A 19,309-nucleotide genomic window follows, 5' to 3' on the forward strand; every position below is an offset into this window, starting at 1 on the left:
ACTGTGTGTTGCTGATAAAGCATCATGTACTGAAAAGTGAAAGGAGGAAGCGTATGCCAAAAGTAAGAGTCATCAAGCCAATCAATTGCATGGAAGCAGAAGCTGAAGCTCTGAAACTGCGGGTGTGCGCATACTGCCGGGTCAGCTCGGACCACACCGGGCAGCTTCAATCCTTTTCAGCACAGGTGGAGTACTACACCCGGCTGATAGAAAGCAACAATGCCTGGACTTTTGCCGGAATTTATGCGGACGAAGGCATCAGCGGCACTGCCAAGGACAAGCGGGATGAGTTTCTAAGGCTCATTGCCGACTGTGAAGCCAAAAAGGTGGACATGGTCATTACCAAGTCCATATCCAGGTTTGCAAGAAACACCGCCGACTGCATTGAGACGGTGAGAAAGCTGAAAGCGCTCGGGATTGCCGTTTATTTTGAAAAAGAGAACATCAACACCCTGTCTGCTGAAAGCGAGCTGCTGATGACGGTTTTAAGCTCCATTGCCCAGGAGGAATCCATTTCCACATCCAAAAACAACCGATGGGCGATACAAAAAAGGTTTATGAAAGGCGAATGGAAGCCTTCCTGCCTTCCCTACGGCTATAAGAAAGACAAGGACGGAAGAATCATCATCAATGAAGAAGAAGCCGCTATTGTCCGAAGGATTTACACCGATTACCTGAACGGGAAAGGAACGTACGTCATCGCTAAGGAGCTTACGGAAGAAGGAGTTCCAACAAGAAAAGGGGCGGAAGCCTGGGGAGAAAATGTGGTGAAGGAAATCCTGACCAATGAAAAATACTACGGCGACATGCTCCTTCAGAAGACCTTTACCACCGACACATTGCCCTTCCAGCGGAAGCGGAACCGGGGACAGAAACAGTGCTACTACATCGCCAACGACCATGAACCCATTATTGCAAAAGAGCAGGCCGAACGGGTCAGGGAGATCATGGAGCAGCGAAAAACTGAAAAAGCCATGATGGATACCGACACGCGAAAATATAACCAGCGTTATCCCTTCAGCAGCAAAATCCAATGCGGTGAATGCGGAAGCACTTTCAAAAGGCAAGTCATATTCAAGGGCAAACCATATGAAACTGTGCAGTGGTGTTGCACAAGGCATATCAGAAACCGGATGGAATGCAGCATGACAGCTGTCAAGGACAATCACATCAAAGCTGCGTTCATCAATCTGTATAATAAGCTGAAAAGCAATCATGACAAAATATTAATCCCCCTAGCCGAGGATTTGAAAAAGCTTCACTGCGGCAGGGAACATGAATCCCAGGTCAGGGAAATCAACAAGAAAATAACGGAACTTACGGAACAGAGTCATGTATTAAGTAGACTGAGGTCGAAAGGATATCTTGACTCTGTTCTTTTTATAGAGCAAAGCAATCTGATTACCAAGCAGCTTTATGAAGCCAAAAAGCAGCGGAACAAGCTGTTTGAATATAACGGATTTAGCGACGAGGCTGCCAGAACGGAGGAACTGATTGCTTTCCTCAAAAAGCAGGATGACTTAATGGAGAGCTTTGATGAAAGCATATTTTCGCTGATGGTAGAAAGGATCATTGTAAAATCCAAGCTTGAAATCGCCTTCCGCCTGATCAACGGACTGGAGCTTCCGGAAATCATCGGAGAGGAAGTGGGCTAAATGGCGCAAAGACATACGCCCTTTGGCTATAAAATCATAGACGGAGCTGTAACCATCGAACCGGAAAAGGCAGACCTGGTCAGAAAAATGTTCGATGATTTTATATCGGGTATATCCTTGAAGCAGATGGCAAAGGACCTGACGGAAATGAAGGTTTCCAACGCCAACGGAAAGCCCTCCTGGAATCACGGCTCCATCAGAAAAATTTTGAGCAACTGGAAATACACCGGAAACGACTTCTATCCTGCCATTATCCCGGAGGAAGTATTTAATGCTGCACATAAGCTCAGGGAAGAAAAGAACACCCGGCTTGGCAGGAATGTCAATTACTATGCTAACGGCATCGCCAGCACTTACCCCTTCAGCGGCAGGTTGATATGCGGGGAATGCGGGAGTGTTTTCAAAAGGTACACCGAACATCATGACAGGAACAAGAAATGCAACTGGAAATGCAAACGGTATATCGTTGACAACAGGGTCTGCTGCAAAAGCGGCGTGGTTGATGACAAGCAGCTTGAAGCAGGCTTTATACAGATTATCAACCGGGTGATGGAGAACCCTGAAATGATAGAAAAGCGTCCGGCAGTTAATGCTGTGGCAGAAAGTGCAGAATTAAGAAGGATAAAATTGCAAATATCCAGCGTACTAGGCCAAAACGGCCTGAAACCGTCAGAAATGGCACAGCTGTTGTTCAAAAGAGCTGTAGAACAATATCGAATCTCCCAGGTGGATGATTTTGATTATAAAACCAGGAAATTGAAAGCGGTGCTTGAGAGTCGCAAGCCCATTAAAGCATTTGACGAGGCTTTATTCAAAGCAACCATCAAAAGCATTACGGTGGAAATCACCGGGCAGCTCCGGTTTGAACTGATCAACGGAGTGACGCTGAGCACATCATATAAATTACGGGGAAAAGGAGGAAAAGCCCATGGCGATGGGACAAAGAACAGTATCGGTAATTCCTGCAAATCCGATTTATGATTTTAAGGAAAAAGCAAAGATAAAAAAGCTGAGAGTAGCTGCCTATTGCCGGGTCAGCACGGAGCTGGAGGAACAGCAGTCCAGCTACCAGGCGCAGGTGGATTATTACACGATGGAGATTATGAAAAACCCAGGCTGGAAGTTTGCAGGCATCTATGCTGATGAGGGCATATCCGGCACCAGTACAAAAAACAGAACAGGGTTCAATAAACTGATTGAAGACTGCATGGCAGGCAAGATTGACCTGGTGCTGACAAAATCCATCAGCCGTTTTGCACGAAACACCCTTGACTGCATTCAATACATACGGAAACTGAAAGAAAAAAACATCGGCGTGTTCTTCGAAAAAGAAAATGTCAACACCCTGGACAGCACCGGAGAATTTCTCATCACCATCCTCGGAAGCCTCGCCCAGGAAGAAAGCCGCTCCTTAAGCACCAACACAAGATGGGGTGTGGTCCGCCGGTTTGAAAAAGGACAGGTTATGGTCAATCATAATAAATTTTTAGGTTATACAAAGAATGAGGCCGGTGAATTGGTGATAGTGCCGGAGGAAGCAGAAATAGTAAGGCTGATTTTCAGGCTGTATTTAGAGGGTCTAAGCATTACCCAAATCAAAAAGTACCTGGAGGAAAACGGCATTAAAACCGTTACCGGAAAAAACCAATGGTCTACTACCACCATCAACAACATGCTCTCCAATGAGAAGTACATGGGAGATGCCTTGCTGCAAAAAAGCTACACTGTAGACTATCTCACAAAGAAAAGAGTTAAAAACAATGGAATTGTTCCGCAATATTATGTGGAGGACAGCCATCCGGCCATAATTTCCAAAGACTTGTTTCACCGGATACAGGAAGAAAAAGCACGCCGGGCTAATATTAAAAAGACTGCTGAAAAAAGAGCCAAAACCGACAGCGGGAAATACAGTTCAATATATGCTCTCACCGAATTGTTGACATGTGGGGAGTGCGGCAAGCCTTACAGACGGGTTTCCTGGACAGCCTACAGCGAGAAAAGGATTGTGTGGCGGTGCTTAAACAGGCTGGAGTACGGGAAAAAACACTGCCAAAAGTCCCCGACCATTGATGAAGATGTTTTACATAGGGCCATAATGGATGCTTTCAATTCGCTCATACAGGATAAGGACGATTTTGTGGACACGCTCCAGTCCAATATTCAGCTGGTAATGAGCAACCGGGCGAAACAGATGGACATAGCAAAAATTGAGGAACGGATCGCGGAATTAAAAAAAGAGATGATAGGCTTCGTAGAGGAAAATGCAAGATGTGGAGCAGATAATACAGACTTTGACGAGCACTATGCTAAAATCTCCTCCGAGCTAAAAGACCTTCAGAAGAAGAAAAACCAATATACTGAACAGGAAGCCAGGCAAGACGGCTTTCAACAAAGAGTCGAGGATATGAAAAAATTTCTGAACACCGCAAACTGCAAATTATCGAAATTTGATAACCAGCTTGTCAGACAGCTTATACAAAGCATCAAGGTCATGTCAAAGGATAAGATTCTCATAAAATTCAAGTCGGGTTTAGAGATGGAGCAGGAGCTGAGTAAAAAATAACATTACCGAGAAGAGACAACCGCCAAACTGCGAAAAGCAGAATGGCGGCTGTTTTATTAATGTATAGTACTTGCTTGAATAGTACCTTACAGAAATATATTCACAAAATTCATTGTTTTCATTCGTTTCTTCGTATACAATATTATATGGAAAATATTTCTGCGAGGTATAAGGAATGGATTATATTACAGCAAAAGAAGCAGCAGAAAAATGGGGGATATCCCAGCGCAGGGTTCAACTCCTATGTGAGCAAGGACGAGTGGCGGGAGCGGTTCGATTAGGATGGGCATGGGCAATTCCAAAAGAAGCAGACAAGCCTGCAGATGCTCGTATAAAAGCTAAAGACAAGATATAATCTTTTGGTATTTTTGTGGTTGATTATGATGTGATTGTTGATGGAATTATGTTAATAATGTGAAGTTGAAAAGAAGGTATCATGATGAGTGAAAAAAACTACAATTTTCAAAAGTTAACACCGATTAATAATGCCGAATTGAAAATATATGATGACGCACTAAATTTCGTGTTTGACAACGATGATATTAAAAATGTTGCACTATCCGGTCCATACAGCGCTGGTAAAAGTAGCGTGCTTGAGACTTACAAAAGCAAACATCCAGATATCCGTTGTTTACATATTTCTCTTGCACATTTTGAATCAACCAAATCAGACAGCGGTAATCCTACTGAATATAGTGAAGCTGTCTTAGAGGGAAAGATTCTAAATCAGCTTATTCACCAGATTGACCCAGACAAAATTCCACAGACTAACTTCAAGGTGAAGCAAAAAGTATCTGTTAGGAAGATCATTATAAGCACCGCAATTATTACTTCATTTTTAATTTTAGTAGCTTATATAGGGTTCTTTTACGATTGGTGCAACTTTGTTTCGGCATTAACGCTGGAATGGCTAAAAAATATGTTGATGTGGACAACAAATAGTGCCATGCTGCTGTTGAGTGGATTGCTATGCGCTGGCATCTTTGGAATAGTGACATACTCTATTATTACGACTCAAAAGAACAAAAATATCTTTAAAAAACTCAATATACAGGGCAATGAGATTGAGATATTTGAGGAGAACGATGATTCTTACTTTGACAAGTACCTCAATGAAGTATTGTACCTTTTTGAAAACTCTGACGCGGATGTAATTATTTTCGAAGATATGGACAGGTATAATGTGAATCAAATTTTCGAGAAGCTAAGGGAAATCAATACTCTTATTAATAATAAAAAGACCAAAGAAAAGAAAACACCAATTCGTTTCTTTTACCTATTGAGGGATGACATTTTTGTTTCAAAAGATCGTACAAAGTTTTTTGATTTTATTATACCAATTGTTCCAGTCATTGATGGATCTAATTCCTATGACCAATTTATTGAACATTTCAAGCAAGGAGGTTTTTTTGAGTTATTCGACGAGGTTTTTCTGCAAGGGTTGTCACTATACATCGATGACATGCGAATCTTGAAAAATATTTATAACGAGTTTGTTATATACCATAACCGCATACAATCCATAGAACTAAACAATAATAGGCTCCTTGCAATCATTGCTTATAAAAACATTTTTCCCAGAGATTTTAGTGATTTGCAACTTGGCATGGGTTTTATACATACTTTGTTTGAAAACAAAACTGAATTTATAAAACAAGAGCTAAAAAATATTGATATACAAATTAAAGAAATTGAAGAGAAGATTCGATTAACAAACGATGAGATACTTGATTCTATTGATGAACTTGATGCTGTCTATTTACTATCCAATTATCAGATAACCTATGTTGCTGGGAAAAACATATCTGCATATAAAACACGTGTGCAATTGGTTAAAGCTATGAAGGATAATCCTAATGATGTCCAATATTATGTCCCTAATCATGGTAACAGGCAGTTAAATTTAACATCTGAGCTTGAGAAACTTTTACAAAATCCAGAATATATTAAGCGAAAAGAAGCTATTGAAAGAAAGATTGACAATCAAATTGAAAACTTGAAAGCTGAAATTCAAACATTGAAAAAACAAAAATCCATTATTCAAAATAGTCGATTGCGAGAAATTATCACTAAAGAAAATATTGATAACATTTTTAGCGTAACCTACATAAATGAAATTGGTGAAGAAAACAAATATGAAGAAATTAAGGCAAGTCCTTATTTCCCTCTCATAAAATACTTGGTGCGAAATGGATTCATTGATGAAACATATTCAGATTATATGACATATTTTTATGAGAACAGCCTAAGTCGGATAGATAAGAATTTTCTTCTTAGTGTTACAGACCAAATACCAAAAGATTATTCCTATTCGCTAAAAAATCCGCAATTAGTTCTTTCTAGATTACGAGTTGTCGATTTTGATCATGTAGAAATCCTCAACTTTGATTTGTTATGCTATCTTTTGAAAACGAAGCCAAACAACGACAAATATTTGACCAGTTTACTCCAGCAACTAATGAGAACCAAAAACTACAAATTTATTGGTGAGTTTTTGGAGGCGCAGACAGAAACAAGTTTGTTCGTTGAATCTATAAATAATATATGGCCAAGTATTTTCCATTGTATCCTCGTTGAGAGTGGTTTTAGCGATGCACAGAAAAAACAATATGCTATCTATACGTTATATTATTCGTCGGATGCAGATATTGAAGCACTTAACGAGAACAGCTGCCTATCAGCCTTTATATCCAGCAGTCCTGATTTTCTGGACATTAATAAACCTAAAATCAACAAACTTATAGCTGGGTTTTCTTTGATTGGTGTTAGATTTGCATGGATTAATCATGATGTATCGAACAAAGATCTTTTTGCGGCCGTATATAAAAACAATTTGTATCAGCTGACGTTTGACCTTATTTGCTTAATTTTAGAAGTAGTTTACGGTTTAAAGAAAAGCAGTGACTTCAATAACAAAAATTATACTTTGATTATTTCTAAACAGGACGAGCCGTTGGCACAATATGTAAACAAGAATATAGATCAGTACATAAACATTATGCTCGACAACTGTGGTGAGTGCATAACTGATGAAGAACCCACTGCATTGGCAATACTCAACAATTCAGAGATTGATAGAGAAAATAAGAAAGAGTATATAAGCTTCCTGCAAACAGTAATTGAACGAATTGAAACTGTTCTTGACAAAGAATTATGGAGCATGCTATTACAAGAAAAACTGGTTAATTACTCTGAGAACAATATACTAAACTATTTCTTCCTTAGTAAAAATGGATTAGATTCGTTTTTGGTTCAATTTATCAATGACTTCAATTATAATTTGAAATTTGATAATGACTCTATAAATAGCGATTTTGGCGAAAATTCCGCTTCAAATTTCTTTAATGCTATTGTAACCTGTAACGAGCTAACCAACGAAAGATATGAGTCTTTTTTGCGAGCTCTAAATATGTATTACACATCGTTTTCAAATACTGACATTGAAGAAGACAAGATCCTAATACTTATCAAGCTCAACATAATACGGATGTCAGATTCGGTGCTTATGTTTATGAGAGAACATTATCCAGACCAGTTGATGCCGTTCATTACGCATAACATCGATCAATACACTGAAGAAGTAATAAACGAAGAAAACTTCGTTTTGAGTGAAATGCTTTCAGTGTTAGAAGAAAATGTAGACGATGAATATAAAGTTAAGTTGCTAGAATTTACATCGGATGAAATATCGCTAAAGCAAAAAAGATATTCTGATGCAGTTAAACTACACATTCTCAATCACAATCTGGATGTGAATGATATTCCATTTTTGCTCAGTTGTTACCCGAAAGAAAGTGTCGATGTTAAGGCGGCAATAAAAAGTATCTCAATCGAGCATATTGCAGACATCTTGGCTGAGCAGTATTCTATTCCTTTTGAACTGCTTTCAGAACTGTTTGCGTCGAATCAGCTCGAAATGGAAATTAAAAAAGAATTGTTTGCGCTATGCCTACCTGACATGAGTGAAGCACAAGCAAAAGAATATCTGTGCACCTTACAAATGAATGACTTTTTAAGTTTGTTTAATCGGAAACGTCCAAAGTTCGAAGTCAACGAGATTAACGAGCAAATTTTATCCATCTTCAAAGAAAAGCGCTGGATTACGACATTTGATATTGATAAGAGCGAACCAGATTATTACCGAGCATACGGACGTAAAATGCAGGATGATATGCCAACTGTATTACTTTAGTAATGGTCATTGTCTCTCTAAAATGCCACAAAGCCAAAGAAAGCAACTTCCCAGTATCCATATTGCTCTATTATAGTTTTTGAGCCAGCAAAAATTATCTATTCCATACCATCAGGGCACGTGGAGTGCGTAGTTCTGATAACTCGCGCTGAAACCGCATGGTGTAAGGTTTTCAGCAGTTCTAATAAGGAGCTTTAAAAGAGATAAAACACTGATAAAACTACTAATATTTAGGATAAGAATCGGAGGAAAGTATTGCTTTTGCATTGTTCTTTCACAACTTTTCTACCTTCCTAAGATAGTAGTGAGTTGGAAAACATTGTACAGCGAAATACCGATTGGATACGCTTAACCCATGGATTTCTTTATTACTATATATAAGCCCTAAATACCTGCGGAGGAAGAACTGAAACGTGAGTTTAAAAAAGAGCAGGAGCTGTTGGAGACATAGAAGAAGCTATAACATAATCTAGTATAGTGGATGACACAAAATACATAACGCTGGAATTGTAATTTTGACAAGAAGAGGAGAAAATGGTAATGAATAAGACGAAACTAGAGAAGGCAGTTAAAGAACCGATGATAATGAATCAGAAATTATTTATTCAGAAATCAGGTGAAATATTGAACAGTATGAGCATGGAGCAATTACGAAGATGTCTTTATAATATTGCAAGAAAAACACATGAAAGCAAGAGAGAGGCATTTCTAAAGCTACTTGAAGATTGCTGTGATCAAGATGAACGAGATAGTAAGGATAAGTTTCTGTATAAAAGATTAATACCTGATGAGAAAGTAAAAGAAAAGCTAAGTGAAATAAAGAGCATTTTTACAAAAATAGAAAATGGCGAATTGTGCTTATCGGCCCAAGGATATGAAGATTATTCTAATGGATACTGGGCAAGTGAATGGATATGGGAATATGAAGACAATGAGGGTATTAGCAGAATAATCGAGGATGCAGTTTTGTTTGCACATGACTGTATGAATGATTGCAGATATGAAGAAGCAGTAACAATTTTTAACTTGGTTATGGATACCCAAATATTTGTTGAAGATGAATGGGGTGGAGATTCTTTTGAATTAAGCCTTGAAGAAATGGTCGATGAAGAATTGGTTAGTGTAAACTTAAAGGTATTTGCACTAGATGTACTATATTCAAACTATCAATTACAAACGGCTGCTCAACGTGCAAGTGTTTTGTATTCATATTTCACATATCCTTATTTTAAAGATATTCATATTGAAGACATTTTTTCAATAGGTAGAGAAGAGTTAAGGGATACGGATATGTTTTTGCAGTCATGGATTGATTTTCTTATGCGACAGAGCGGTGAGGTTGCAGCACGTTTATTAAGGGAAGGTTTATTATATTATAAAGGAACGGAGGGTCTGCTGGAAATGGCGAGAAAAAGCTATAAAGAGCATCCGTCCCTTTACTTGGCTGGCCTATTAGAATATGAAAAGACTCATGATTATGAGAAAATAAAAGAGATTGGAAAAGAGGCACTTGATAGAATAGAAAGTGATTTGAAAATACGCGGAGAAATTGCTTTGAAGGCTGCCCAGGCGTCACATTGTGTAAATGATAGTAAATTCATGAGAAAATGTTGGTATGAAGCATTTTACTCCAATTCAACGGTACCAAATTATTTAAGACTTTTTGCAGACGAAGAAGTGACAAGGGAATATAAAGTTCCTGCAGAAAATAGAATAGAAGAATTGCATATATCTGATTGTCATAATAATCACAGCATATCTGAAACAAGTAAAAATAACGTTACCGAATTAGAATATAAATATCTGTGCTTTTTCTCAGGAAATTTTGATAGAATCCAAAATTGGTGTATGAAACAGAAAAATCCGTTGGGATGGAGTGGTAATTTTATCAGTCATGGATTAGATTTGATGATATTGTATCTCTATGTGGGTAACAATCTGGGAAAGGCTGGTAAAAAGATAGCAGTTCAGGTTTCAAACAGGATAGGATTTAATGAGAGCAAAAACCTTTTGTTTATGAAAGAAAGTTCTGTATTTGAAACAGAAGTGAGCGTGCAAAAAGGTGATGAAATTTTTTGGAATATATTTTGTTTATGGAAAGTAAATTATGCAATTACTATGGATGAAATGAAATCACATGTTGAGTGGCTGGAATCCATAATTGATAAAAGAATAGATGGAATTGTAGGCGGGAAATTCAGAGATAAATATAATGATGTTGCTTTATTGGCAGCTGCATTGGGGGAAGTAAAAGAGTCGCTTGGTATGAAAATGGCAAAAGATATGGTTATAAACAGATATTTAGAAAGATATCCACGGCACTCAGCTTTTCGAGGGGCATTGAAGGAATACATTGATTAAAGATTTTATTAAAAATGCTTCAGTAACGATAGTTTTGTTAGAAGCATATCATTGCCGCCAAGGGGGCCAGATTCCAGCGGCATTTTTTTGTACACTCAAGGCATGTGAAGGCAGTTTGTGCTGGTTCACACCACCAACTTTTGTGGACTTAGGTTCTATTTTGGTGCATATGTCCTCCATTGAGTCGCTAGTGCCCCCCGTATAATGGCCTGGTGAAGTACCACCGCGGCGGCTGCACCTACCTGCGTGATGAGTTCGTCGCTTGTCAGGTTACTAATTTTGGTAATTTCCTTGAACAAAGAGTTCGGTTCGTTTCCGAGGACTTTGACGGAACTCCTGAAAATTACGAGGATTATAAAAAAATGATTTATTTGGCTTTCCCGTCCGAGAAAGAAAAACTGGATAAGGCTTTTTTAGAACAGGACAAAATATCCGGCTTGATGGGGGAGATGGATGGACCCATGCCCTATCTTTACAGCGGGCTAAAAATGCTCAAGTCAATGCTTCCCTACATTCTGAGTGCTCCAAAGCTGATGAAACTATCAAAATTGTATGGCGACATGACGTCATCAGAGTTTGCCGCAAGATATTTCGAAAAAGATTCCAAGCTGTTCAAAAGAAATTGTTTAACTTTAAAAGTCTTTAAAAGTATAACTGCAGCTAGCAATTAGACGATACCGGTGCGAACTCATCCAAAACATTAAGCAAGAGTATAGTTTCATGGGTAAATAGAAGAACTGGAGGCTAAGGAGTAATGAAACAGTGGTATGAAAAATTATTTGATAACTACGGAGAAAAGTACGACAAGGAGATTTTTACCCAAGGGACAGTTGGTGAATGCGATTTTATTGAGAAAGAACTAAACTTTGATAAATCTTTGAAAATACTTGATGTTGGCTGTGGTACCGGCAGGCACTCAATTGAACTCTCAAAAAGGGGGTATCTGGTTACAGGTATAGATTTATCTGAATCTCAGCTAAAAAAAGCCAGAGAAAAAGCAAAAGCAAATAACCTTAAGATTGATTTTTTGAAACATGATGCCAGAAATCTTCCCTTTGAAAACCAGTTTGATGTTGCTATTATGCTTTGCGAAGGCGGTTTTCCACTTATGGAAACGGATGAAATGAATTTTGAGATATTGAAAAATGCCACAAAGTCGTTGAAGATCTCTGGAGTGCTCAGGCCTAGCTGGACACGCATAAAGTTCCCTTTTCTCTTTATTTCATACAAATGCTCTGTTTCTCTTTTTATCTATTTTGTGGGCTCTGCCCACACCCGCCCTCGCCGGTAGGCAGGTGGTCATGCTTTGCAAGACCACCTAACAATAGGGTATTGGCTTCGTGGCAGTAAAGGGTAAAGCTTCGCCCGGCTAAAGCCGGCCCTTGACTGCCTGCAATGTCTGTGGCTCTTTAAGCTACTAGTGACTGGGTCTCTCTGTGATATCTTTCATATTCCATGGGTGACATGTAGTCTAAGCTGCTGTGAGACCTTTTTGAATTATACCAAGTCTCTATATAGTTAATTATTGCTAATCTTGCTTCTTCTCGGGTCTTAAAACGCCTTCTATGAACCAGGTCTTTCTTTAATGTGGCAAAAAAGGATTCCATACAGGCATTATCATAGCAGTCTCCTTTTGCACTCATGCTTTGTCTTATGCCATTTTCTCTAAGCTTGTCCTGATAATCATAGGCTGCATACTGTGAGCCGCGATCTGAATGAAATATAAGTCCTTTTTGAGGCTTCTCTCTTTTTATTGCCATCTCTAGTGCACTAATTGTTAGCTGTTTTGTCATTCTGCTATCTAATGCCCAACCAACTATTTTTTTGTGGTATAGGTCTTCAATTGCAGCTAAGTAGAGCCAGCCTTCTTGAGTTGCTATAAAGGTAATATCTCCAACCCACTTTTGGTTAATTTTTTCAGCTTTAAAATCTTTGTTTAATAAGTTAGGAGCTACTGGATAGTTGTGATTTGAATTGGTAGTAGCTTTGTATCTAGATCTTAGAACACTAATTAACCCATATTCCTTCATAAGTCGTCTTACTCGCTGGTTGCTTGTTTTTATGCCTTTTTTTCTTAATTGTCTTTTTATTCTTCTGTGACCATAGGTGCTATCTGACTCATCAAATATTTCTTTTATGTGAGTAATCAGATCTCTGTCGTTTAATTCACGATGACTTATAGGCCTATTAAGCCACTCATAGTATGTGCTCCTACCTATTTCTAAGATTTGGCACATCTTCTTGACGGGAAATTCGGAGCTAAGTTCTTTTATTATTAAATACTTTATTTCACGTCTCTGCTGAAGATGGCCATGGCTTTTTTTAATATTGCATTTTCAACCTCTAAGTCTTTAATCTTTTTTTCTAATGCTTTTTGATCGGCATCAGCTGGCCGAAGATTTCCTTTGCCGGGAAAGGCGTCTTCTCCATGTTCACTATATTGCTTGACCCATCTTCTAACTGCTGTAGCACTTACTCCTATATCTTTGGCTACATCTACTGGCTTTTTACCTAATTCTGTAACAAGCTTTACTATATCTTTTTTATATTCTTCTGTAAATTTACTCATTGCCTTAACACGCCCTTTCTTATCTTTTATTATAGATCCTTTCTGCGTGTCCGGCAAACTCTCTACAGTCTACTCTGCTAAATTCATTTTTACAACTCTTAATGGTTTGTTTCCCCTATTTCATTCCATAGATGATTTTCATAAAACAGGTATAAATGAAGAAGGTGCACATTATAAAAGCGATAGTTTTGATTTGATGACCATGAGGGATTATAATGTCACCACTTTTATTGATGATGATGGAAATGAACACCGAATTGAGTGTAATGAAAGATACTACATGCCAAGCGAGATAAACTGGTTTCTGAAATCATTGGGGTTTAGAAAGATTGAGATTTTCGGTGCTAAAATCGGTGCTTATTCGAGAGGTGATAAACTTACTACAGAGGATTATGAAATGCTTGTTGTAGCCGAAAAATAGAAAAGATGGATTCTTTGCAGGATTTATGGGAACTCGGCTCATCACCAAAGGTTATTATTGGAATGATTCAAAAGCATATACAAGTATCAGACAAAACCAAGGTGCTTGATTTGGCTTGCGGAAAAGGGGCAGTCAGTGTCCAGTTAGCCAAGGCTTTAGGCTGTACGGTTAAAGGCATTGACATCATTCCAGAATTTATTGATTATGCAAAAAAGAAAGCTCAAGAATATGGTGTGGAGAACCTGTGTGAGTTTAAGGTTGGAGATATCAACGAGGCGATAAAGGTTCAAAAGGATTATGATATTGTTATACTTGGTGCTGTCGGAGATGTACTGGGAACACCAGAGGAAACAATTCAAAAATTAAAAGGCACAGTGAAAAATGGCGGCTATATATTCATTGATGATGCTTATGGGAATGACAAATCTAGTGGAAGATATCATACAAGAGAAAAGTGGCTGTTATTCTTCCAAAGTGCAGGAATGCAGCTTGTTGATGAAGGGTTTAACCAAGAAGATGAGTTGGAAAGACTAAATGATGAGCAGCAGTCATTTATAGTGATGAGAGCAAACCAGCTAAAAGAAAAGTATCCGGATAAAGCATATTTTTTTGATAGTTATATAAAAAGCCAGCAGGCTGAATGTGATGAACTGGAGAATGAGATTTCAGGGGTTACGATGCTTTTACAGGTTGTTTGACTTAAGGTGATTGATTTCTATTTAGTATATGATGTTCAATTCAGATTTGGAGGAGCTGCCATGATAAACAAACTCAATAATATGCGAGAGTTGTCGTTGGATCAGCGCGAAGATCTTCTTAATACTTTGAAAGTCCGTTTTGATGAAAATATGAACCGTCATGAAGGTGTAAGGTGGGCTAATGTACAAACAAAATTAGAAGCTGATGTTGATAAGCTTTGGTCGATTAATGAAATGGAAGCAACCGGAGGGGAACCTGATGTTGTTGGCTTTGATAATAATAAGAACGCATATGTTTTTTGCGACTGTTCGGCAGAAAGCCCCAAAGGACGCAGAAATGTTTGCTATGATCGTGCGGCATTGGATTCAAGGAAAAGATTCAAACCACAGAACAATGCTGTTGATATGGCGGCTGCTATGGGTATTGAAATTTTAACGGTGGATCAGTACTGGGAACTTCAGAAATTAGGAAAATTTGATACTAAAACGTCGAGTTGGGTAAAAACACCTGATAATATAAGAAAACTTGGCGGGGCGCTCTTTTGTGATCGCCGATACGATACGGTCTTTGTATACCATAATGGAGCGGAGTCTTATTACAGCGCCAGAGGTTTTCGGGGCTTGATAACGATCTAATATCTGCAAAAATATTCATTGAAACTAGTTAGAGTGGAGTGCGTAAATAAAAAACACTGAGGATCAAGGCAAGAATGGCAGCGTTTATGACGGGCGAGTAATTATAGTCTTGTGATATGTGAATAATTATACCGTAATAAATACAAAATAATAAAGATGAAATTATGTGCAAAATAGGGCAATAAAGGTTGAGAAATATCCGAGAACCCGAGAACCGTTGTCTCGATAATTTTATTTGTCTTGCAAGGTGAGGTGGAAAGAATAAAAGATAGATTTACTGCAGGTCTTATAAGTGGTCTTATTGCAGGAGTGGCGATGAACTTTATTGATTGGACTGGCTACATTTTAGGATTACACGATGAAAGGTTATTAGATTGGGCAGCAGTGGTAACTTTTGGAAGGTTGCCAGATAACAGCGCAGAGGTTATTTTAGCACAAACCGAACAAATATTTTTTACGGGATTTTTGGGTGTTTTGTTTGCCTATATACTCCCTATATTAGGAAGCAGAAACTATTTGCTCAAGGGATGGATATACGGGGTAGTGGCTAACCAAAGCTTATATGCCCTTGCCATTGCCTTTAAGCTGCCAGACCTTACAGTCCACACCTTTTACGCAACAGTTTCACATTTGATTTCTGCTTCCATTTATGGCTTAGTATTAGCATATCTTTTGAAAAAACTATATCAAAATTACAGCACTATGTAGTACAATATAAATGCAGACACAAATATAATAACGGTAGAGAAAGTACGTTTCAGAGTAAAATTGGTTTTAGCCGCATCTGTTTTTGACAGATGCTTTTTTATGTCCGCAACCGGGAGGTGAAGCTCGAAAATCCATTTTTACCAAAGTTAATACTTTAATCCTGTCAATCTAATATTTGGCAATCTGCTTATAACCATGGTAAAATATAGAGGAAATATCTAGATGGGAGATGGAGAAATATTATGAAAAAACAATACATGATATCAATTGCTGTTTTGATTGTGATGTTATTCACTAGCCTGTTTATGGGATGTCAAAGCAAAGAAAATACACAAAATGAACTATCTTTTACCCTGGAAACCTATCCCAGGGTAGATGGTTCTACAGTCACAATTCCACTATCTGAAGCCATTGCCGCAAAGCTCACAGGGCTTACAGTAGATGAAGTAAGGCCATATATTTTACATAACAAGACCCATCAGGCCTATCTAAACCTTATTAATAAAAAAGCAGATATTATTTTTGTTACGAGCCCATCAGAAGAAGAACTTGCCCTGGCTGCAGAAAAGGGAGTTGGATTAGAAATTGTACCCATTGTCAGTGAAGCCTTTGTCTTTTTAACCCATGCTGATAACCCTGTTAAAGGCTTAACCCTAGAACAAATCAGACATATCTATGCAGGATATATCACTGACTGGGCTGAAGTAGGTGGTCCTGATGCAGCTATTGTGGCCTATCAGCGTCCAGTTAACTCAGGAAGTCAAACAGGTTTTTTAGAGCTGGTGATGAAGGAGCTATCTCCAATGAATCCTCCTACAGAAAGGATAGCAGCAGGAATGGGAGAATTAATTGAAGCAGTTGCTGCCTATGAAAATGTCCCAGATGCCCTGGGTTATTCCTATTACTATTTTGTTGTTGACATGTGGGGAAATGAAAAAGTTAAATTATTAGAGGTTGATGGCGTTTATCCCAATCATGGGACCATACGCAGCGGAGATTATCCAGTAAAAACTGCTTATTATGCAGTTATAAGGGATGATGAGCCAAAGGACAGTCCAGTAAGACAATTGATTGCCTGGGTGTTATCAAAGCCAGGGCAAGATCTTGTTGAGGAGGCTGGCTATGTCAAAATCAAGTAAAAAACTAATGACTATAGCACTGCTGGCTGTAATACTTCTTGTAGGGTGCAGTATAGATGAGAATGCAGGCAAGAATGAAGCAGCCAGCAATAACCATAGTATTAAACCTGAAACTGATGAAACCATGGGAAAGGCAACCTATTCACCTGTTAAGATTCTATATGCAGTAGATAACCCAATTAATATTATTAGCATAAATGCCTCTGAAGACATGGATCACCATCGAAGCTATTTTCAGATTAGGGGCCTAAAAGATCAAATTGTAGAAAACAGTATTAATGAGGCCATCAAACAGCTTTTTGAGCAAATGCTTCCCTATGGAAATGGAGAGAAGCATCCCCCATATCGTGGGATACAGTCTGCCATCAGTGGTGATAAAGTGATAAGTTACAGCGCAATTTCAGTGGACCCCCAGTTTAACTGCAATAATATCCTTTCAGTTGCAGCTCATGTGTCCGGGACCTATAATTGTTCCACCTCTGGGCCGTCTCATTTTTCTTTTATTGAAGCATTAAATTTTGATCTTAATACTGGGAAAACTTTTTTAATAAATGATGTGTTTACTAATGATGTAAATGGACTTGAAATTGTTAATGAGGCAATTGCCAATGAACTTACACGCAGGAGTCTTACTGCGGACATTGACCACAATTTATATTATGATAGCTTTGCTCTAGTGGCACCCTTTAAGGGTGTTACCTATGATCAAAAGTTTTATTTGAGCAATTATGGGCTTAATGTTGTTATTGATTATAATAACCCTGAGTTTGATGTGGGTTTTTCATATGCTATAGTAACTGTACCATTTTATACTGCAGATGGTTGTATTGCTGTTACTGAACGGTTTTACGATAAGAACCAATCTATTTTTACTGAAGATGCTGTTAGCCTGCGTTTCCTGCCTGACTATCAACAAAGTGTACATCGTGAAGCAGCTTCCTATATGAAAAATGGCACCCAATGGTATGTATCTATTGGTTATCCTAAAAACTTGTCCAAAAAGCTCATAAACATTATTAATGTCCTTAGAGTTGCTCAAGAAAAAGAGGTTGCTCTTTTATCTCAGGAATCACCCGTTACCTTTGTAGAACAGAATATTTATGCCCATAGGATGGGAGCATATGTCATTATCAGCAGTCATCTTATTATTGGCCAGGCAGAAGAAACTCAATGGAGTGAAGACAATTTCGTTTATACTGAAACTGGGGAGCCCATACAGTTAGAGGACTTATTTGTAGATGAATATGATTATTCAAGCTTAATCAATAACGCAATTAATAGGACCATTGAACAACATGGTTTAGCTCCAGGCTTTGATGTGCAAGATTTGTTAAGGGATATAACATTTAGGCTTAATGATACAAGTATCTCTTTTGTTACAAAACCTTATGCATGGGATCCAACTAGCAGTAAATATCCGCTTCACTTTGATATTTCTTATGAAGAAATAGGGTATAAAAATTTAAAAATATTTAACCATTAATATTTTTGTAAGTAATCATTAAAGATGGAGGCCGTATGCATAAATACAGCTTTTTGGAAAATATATTATTTCCACCAACTTATTTGAACAAAACCAGACTTAGACGCAGTCTGACGGGAAAAACTGTTTTGATAACTGGAGCAAGTTCTGGAATAGGAGAGCAATTGGCTTATTTTCTTGGAGATATTAATGTGCATTTAATTTTAGTGGCTAGAACAGAACAAAAGCTTCTAGCAATGAAAAATGAAATAGAAAAGAAAGCTGCCAGGGTGAGTATTTTCCCGGCAGACCTTAGAAATAAGGAAGAAATGGACGGATTATTAAGGTTTATTCATCAATTACCTGATGGTTTAGATATAGTGGTAAGTAATGCAGGTATATCAATCAGGCGATCCATCAACAATTCATTAGATAGACACCATGATTTTACAAGAACCATGGCTATCAATTATTTTGCACCAGTTCAATTGCTGTTGTCAGTGCTTCCCCTTCTTGCAGAAAACCAATGGCAGGTTATAAACATCTCCACAGTAAATGCTTTGTTAATTCCCTTTCCCCATTGGGCTGCTTATCAGGCATCCAAGTCAGCTTTTGACACATGGTTTCGGTCTGCAGCTCCCGAGTTGAATGCCATGGGGATAGCCACTACTTCTATATATCTTCCCCTGGTAAAAACGCCCATGATTCTGCCAACAGCTGCTTATCAGGGGCTGCCTGCCATGAGCCCCGTCCATGTAGCTAAAATCATTTGTAAATCCATGTATACACGAAGGAAAAAATATACTCCATGGTGGTTAATCCTTGGACAATTGTCATCAATAATTTTTAGGGGCATCTGGGACACATTGGCTTGGAGAATATTAAGAAAAAAGGGGGAATGACCT

At 38.3% G+C, this 19,309-nt stretch carries 16 protein-coding genes; 15 read left to right on the top strand and 1 reads right to left on the bottom strand.

From position 1 onward, the window contains the following. Positions 1 to 53: 53 nt before the first annotated feature. From K364_RS0112005 to K364_RS23920, 8 genes are all read left to right on the top strand, one after another. Positions 54 to 1,655, top strand: a complete 1,602-nt coding sequence (locus K364_RS0112005; protein WP_051534028.1) for a recombinase family protein — start codon at positions 54 to 56, stop codon at positions 1,653 to 1,655. Then, a complete protein-coding gene (locus K364_RS23915; RefSeq protein WP_051534029.1) occupies positions 1,656 to 2,636 on the top strand; it encodes a recombinase family protein in 981 nt (326 codons plus the stop codon). Further along, complete coding sequence (locus K364_RS0112015) at positions 2,584 to 4,218, top strand: recombinase family protein (RefSeq protein WP_028308224.1); 1,635 nt, start codon at positions 2,584 to 2,586, stop codon at positions 4,216 to 4,218. Before K364_RS23915 ends, K364_RS0112015 begins: the two co-directional genes overlap by 53 nt. A 175-nt stretch (positions 4,219 to 4,393) precedes the next feature. Next, complete coding sequence (locus tag K364_RS0112020; RefSeq protein WP_028308225.1) at positions 4,394 to 4,573, top strand: MerR family transcriptional regulator; 180 nt, start codon at positions 4,394 to 4,396, stop codon at positions 4,571 to 4,573. Between the two features lie 81 nt (positions 4,574 to 4,654). Then, entirely contained in the window at positions 4,655 to 8,410 is a 3,756-nt protein-coding gene (locus K364_RS0112025) for a YobI family P-loop NTPase (RefSeq protein ID WP_242841699.1), read from the top strand. 540 nt (positions 8,411 to 8,950) lie between these two features. Then, positions 8,951 to 10,771 carry a hypothetical protein gene (locus K364_RS0112030; protein ID WP_028308227.1) on the top strand — a complete coding sequence of 607 codons (1,821 nt, stop codon included), beginning with the start codon at positions 8,951 to 8,953 and terminating at the stop codon, positions 10,769 to 10,771. Between the two features lie 212 nt (positions 10,772 to 10,983). After that, the gene (locus K364_RS0112040) at positions 10,984 to 11,442 is read left to right on the top strand and encodes a hypothetical protein (protein WP_156946474.1); all 459 of its coding nucleotides are present in this window, start codon (positions 10,984 to 10,986) and stop codon (positions 11,440 to 11,442) included. 83 nt (positions 11,443 to 11,525) lie between these two features. Then, on the top strand, positions 11,526 to 12,062 hold the full coding sequence (locus K364_RS23920; protein ID WP_242841700.1) for a class I SAM-dependent methyltransferase: 537 nt from the start codon (positions 11,526 to 11,528) through the stop codon (positions 12,060 to 12,062). A 118-nt stretch (positions 12,063 to 12,180) separates the two neighbouring features. On the opposite strand, the gene K364_RS0112050 is transcribed toward K364_RS23920, so the two are convergent. Continuing rightward, a protein-coding gene (locus K364_RS0112050) for an IS3 family transposase (protein ID WP_156946389.1) occupies positions 12,181 to 13,340 on the bottom strand; the annotation gives its coding sequence in 2 pieces (ribosomal slippage) (positions 12,181 to 13,100 and positions 13,100 to 13,340; 1,161 coding nt in all). 46 nt (positions 13,341 to 13,386) lie between these two features. On the opposite strand from K364_RS0112050, the gene K364_RS23925 reads away from it, so the two are divergent. The 7 genes from K364_RS23925 (at position 13,387) to K364_RS0112090 (ending at position 19,306) form a co-directional block, all read left to right on the top strand. Further along, positions 13,387 to 13,761 carry a hypothetical protein gene (locus tag K364_RS23925; RefSeq protein ID WP_207640861.1) on the top strand — a complete coding sequence of 125 codons (375 nt, stop codon included), beginning with the start codon at positions 13,387 to 13,389 and terminating at the stop codon, positions 13,759 to 13,761. A 14-nt stretch (positions 13,762 to 13,775) separates the two neighbouring features. Further along, positions 13,776 to 14,459 carry a class I SAM-dependent methyltransferase gene (locus tag K364_RS23930; RefSeq protein WP_051534030.1) on the top strand — a complete coding sequence of 228 codons (684 nt, stop codon included), beginning with the start codon at positions 13,776 to 13,778 and terminating at the stop codon, positions 14,457 to 14,459. Positions 14,460 to 14,519: 60 nt separating this feature from the next. Further along, positions 14,520 to 15,095 (top strand): DUF4256 domain-containing protein, encoded by a 576-nt coding sequence (locus K364_RS0112070; RefSeq protein ID WP_028308229.1) that lies wholly within the window; start codon positions 14,520 to 14,522, stop codon positions 15,093 to 15,095. Positions 15,096 to 15,347: 252 nt separating this feature from the next. Further along, positions 15,348 to 15,803: a DUF6789 family protein gene (locus tag K364_RS0112075; RefSeq protein WP_051534031.1), complete on the top strand. Its 456-nt coding sequence runs from the start codon at positions 15,348 to 15,350 to the stop codon at positions 15,801 to 15,803. 242 nt (positions 15,804 to 16,045) lie between these two features. After that, the gene (locus tag K364_RS23935) at positions 16,046 to 16,942 is read left to right on the top strand and encodes a PstS family phosphate ABC transporter substrate-binding protein (RefSeq protein ID WP_051534032.1); all 897 of its coding nucleotides are present in this window, start codon (positions 16,046 to 16,048) and stop codon (positions 16,940 to 16,942) included. Continuing rightward, positions 16,926 to 18,425 carry a hypothetical protein gene (locus K364_RS0112085; protein WP_028308231.1) on the top strand — a complete coding sequence of 500 codons (1,500 nt, stop codon included), beginning with the start codon at positions 16,926 to 16,928 and terminating at the stop codon, positions 18,423 to 18,425. Before K364_RS23935 ends, K364_RS0112085 begins: the two co-directional genes overlap by 17 nt. A 35-nt stretch (positions 18,426 to 18,460) precedes the next feature. Beyond that, complete coding sequence (locus tag K364_RS0112090) at positions 18,461 to 19,306, top strand: SDR family NAD(P)-dependent oxidoreductase (RefSeq protein ID WP_028308232.1); 846 nt, start codon at positions 18,461 to 18,463, stop codon at positions 19,304 to 19,306. Positions 19,307 to 19,309 lie beyond the last annotated feature (3 nt).

The organism is Desulfitibacter alkalitolerans DSM 16504, from assembly GCF_000620305.1.
GTDB lineage: Bacteria > Bacillota > DSM-16504 > Desulfitibacterales > Desulfitibacteraceae > Desulfitibacter > Desulfitibacter alkalitolerans.

Bases quoted from the DNA above. Each gene is read 5' to 3' on its own strand.
- K364_RS23935 (WP_051534032.1), top strand. From the start codon at position 16,046: ATGAAAAAACAATACATGATATCAATTGCTGTTTTGATTGTGATGTTA.
- K364_RS0112025 (WP_242841699.1), top strand. From the start codon at position 4,655: ATGATGAGTGAAAAAAACTACAATTTTCAAAAGTTAACACCGATTAAT.
- K364_RS23920 (WP_242841700.1), top strand. From the start codon at position 11,526: ATGAAACAGTGGTATGAAAAATTATTTGATAACTACGGAGAAAAGTAC.
- K364_RS0112070 (WP_028308229.1), top strand. From the start codon at position 14,520: ATGATAAACAAACTCAATAATATGCGAGAGTTGTCGTTGGATCAGCGC.
- K364_RS23915 (WP_051534029.1), top strand. From the start codon at position 1,656: ATGGCGCAAAGACATACGCCCTTTGGCTATAAAATCATAGACGGAGCT.
- K364_RS0112085 (WP_028308231.1), top strand. From the start codon at position 16,926: ATGTCAAAATCAAGTAAAAAACTAATGACTATAGCACTGCTGGCTGTA.
- K364_RS0112030 (WP_028308227.1), top strand. From the start codon at position 8,951: ATGAATAAGACGAAACTAGAGAAGGCAGTTAAAGAACCGATGATAATG.
- K364_RS0112005 (WP_051534028.1), top strand. From the start codon at position 54: ATGCCAAAAGTAAGAGTCATCAAGCCAATCAATTGCATGGAAGCAGAA.
- K364_RS0112090 (WP_028308232.1), top strand. From the start codon at position 18,461: ATGCATAAATACAGCTTTTTGGAAAATATATTATTTCCACCAACTTAT.
- K364_RS0112020 (WP_028308225.1), top strand. From the start codon at position 4,394: ATGGATTATATTACAGCAAAAGAAGCAGCAGAAAAATGGGGGATATCC.
- K364_RS0112015 (WP_028308224.1), top strand. From the start codon at position 2,584: ATGGCGATGGGACAAAGAACAGTATCGGTAATTCCTGCAAATCCGATT.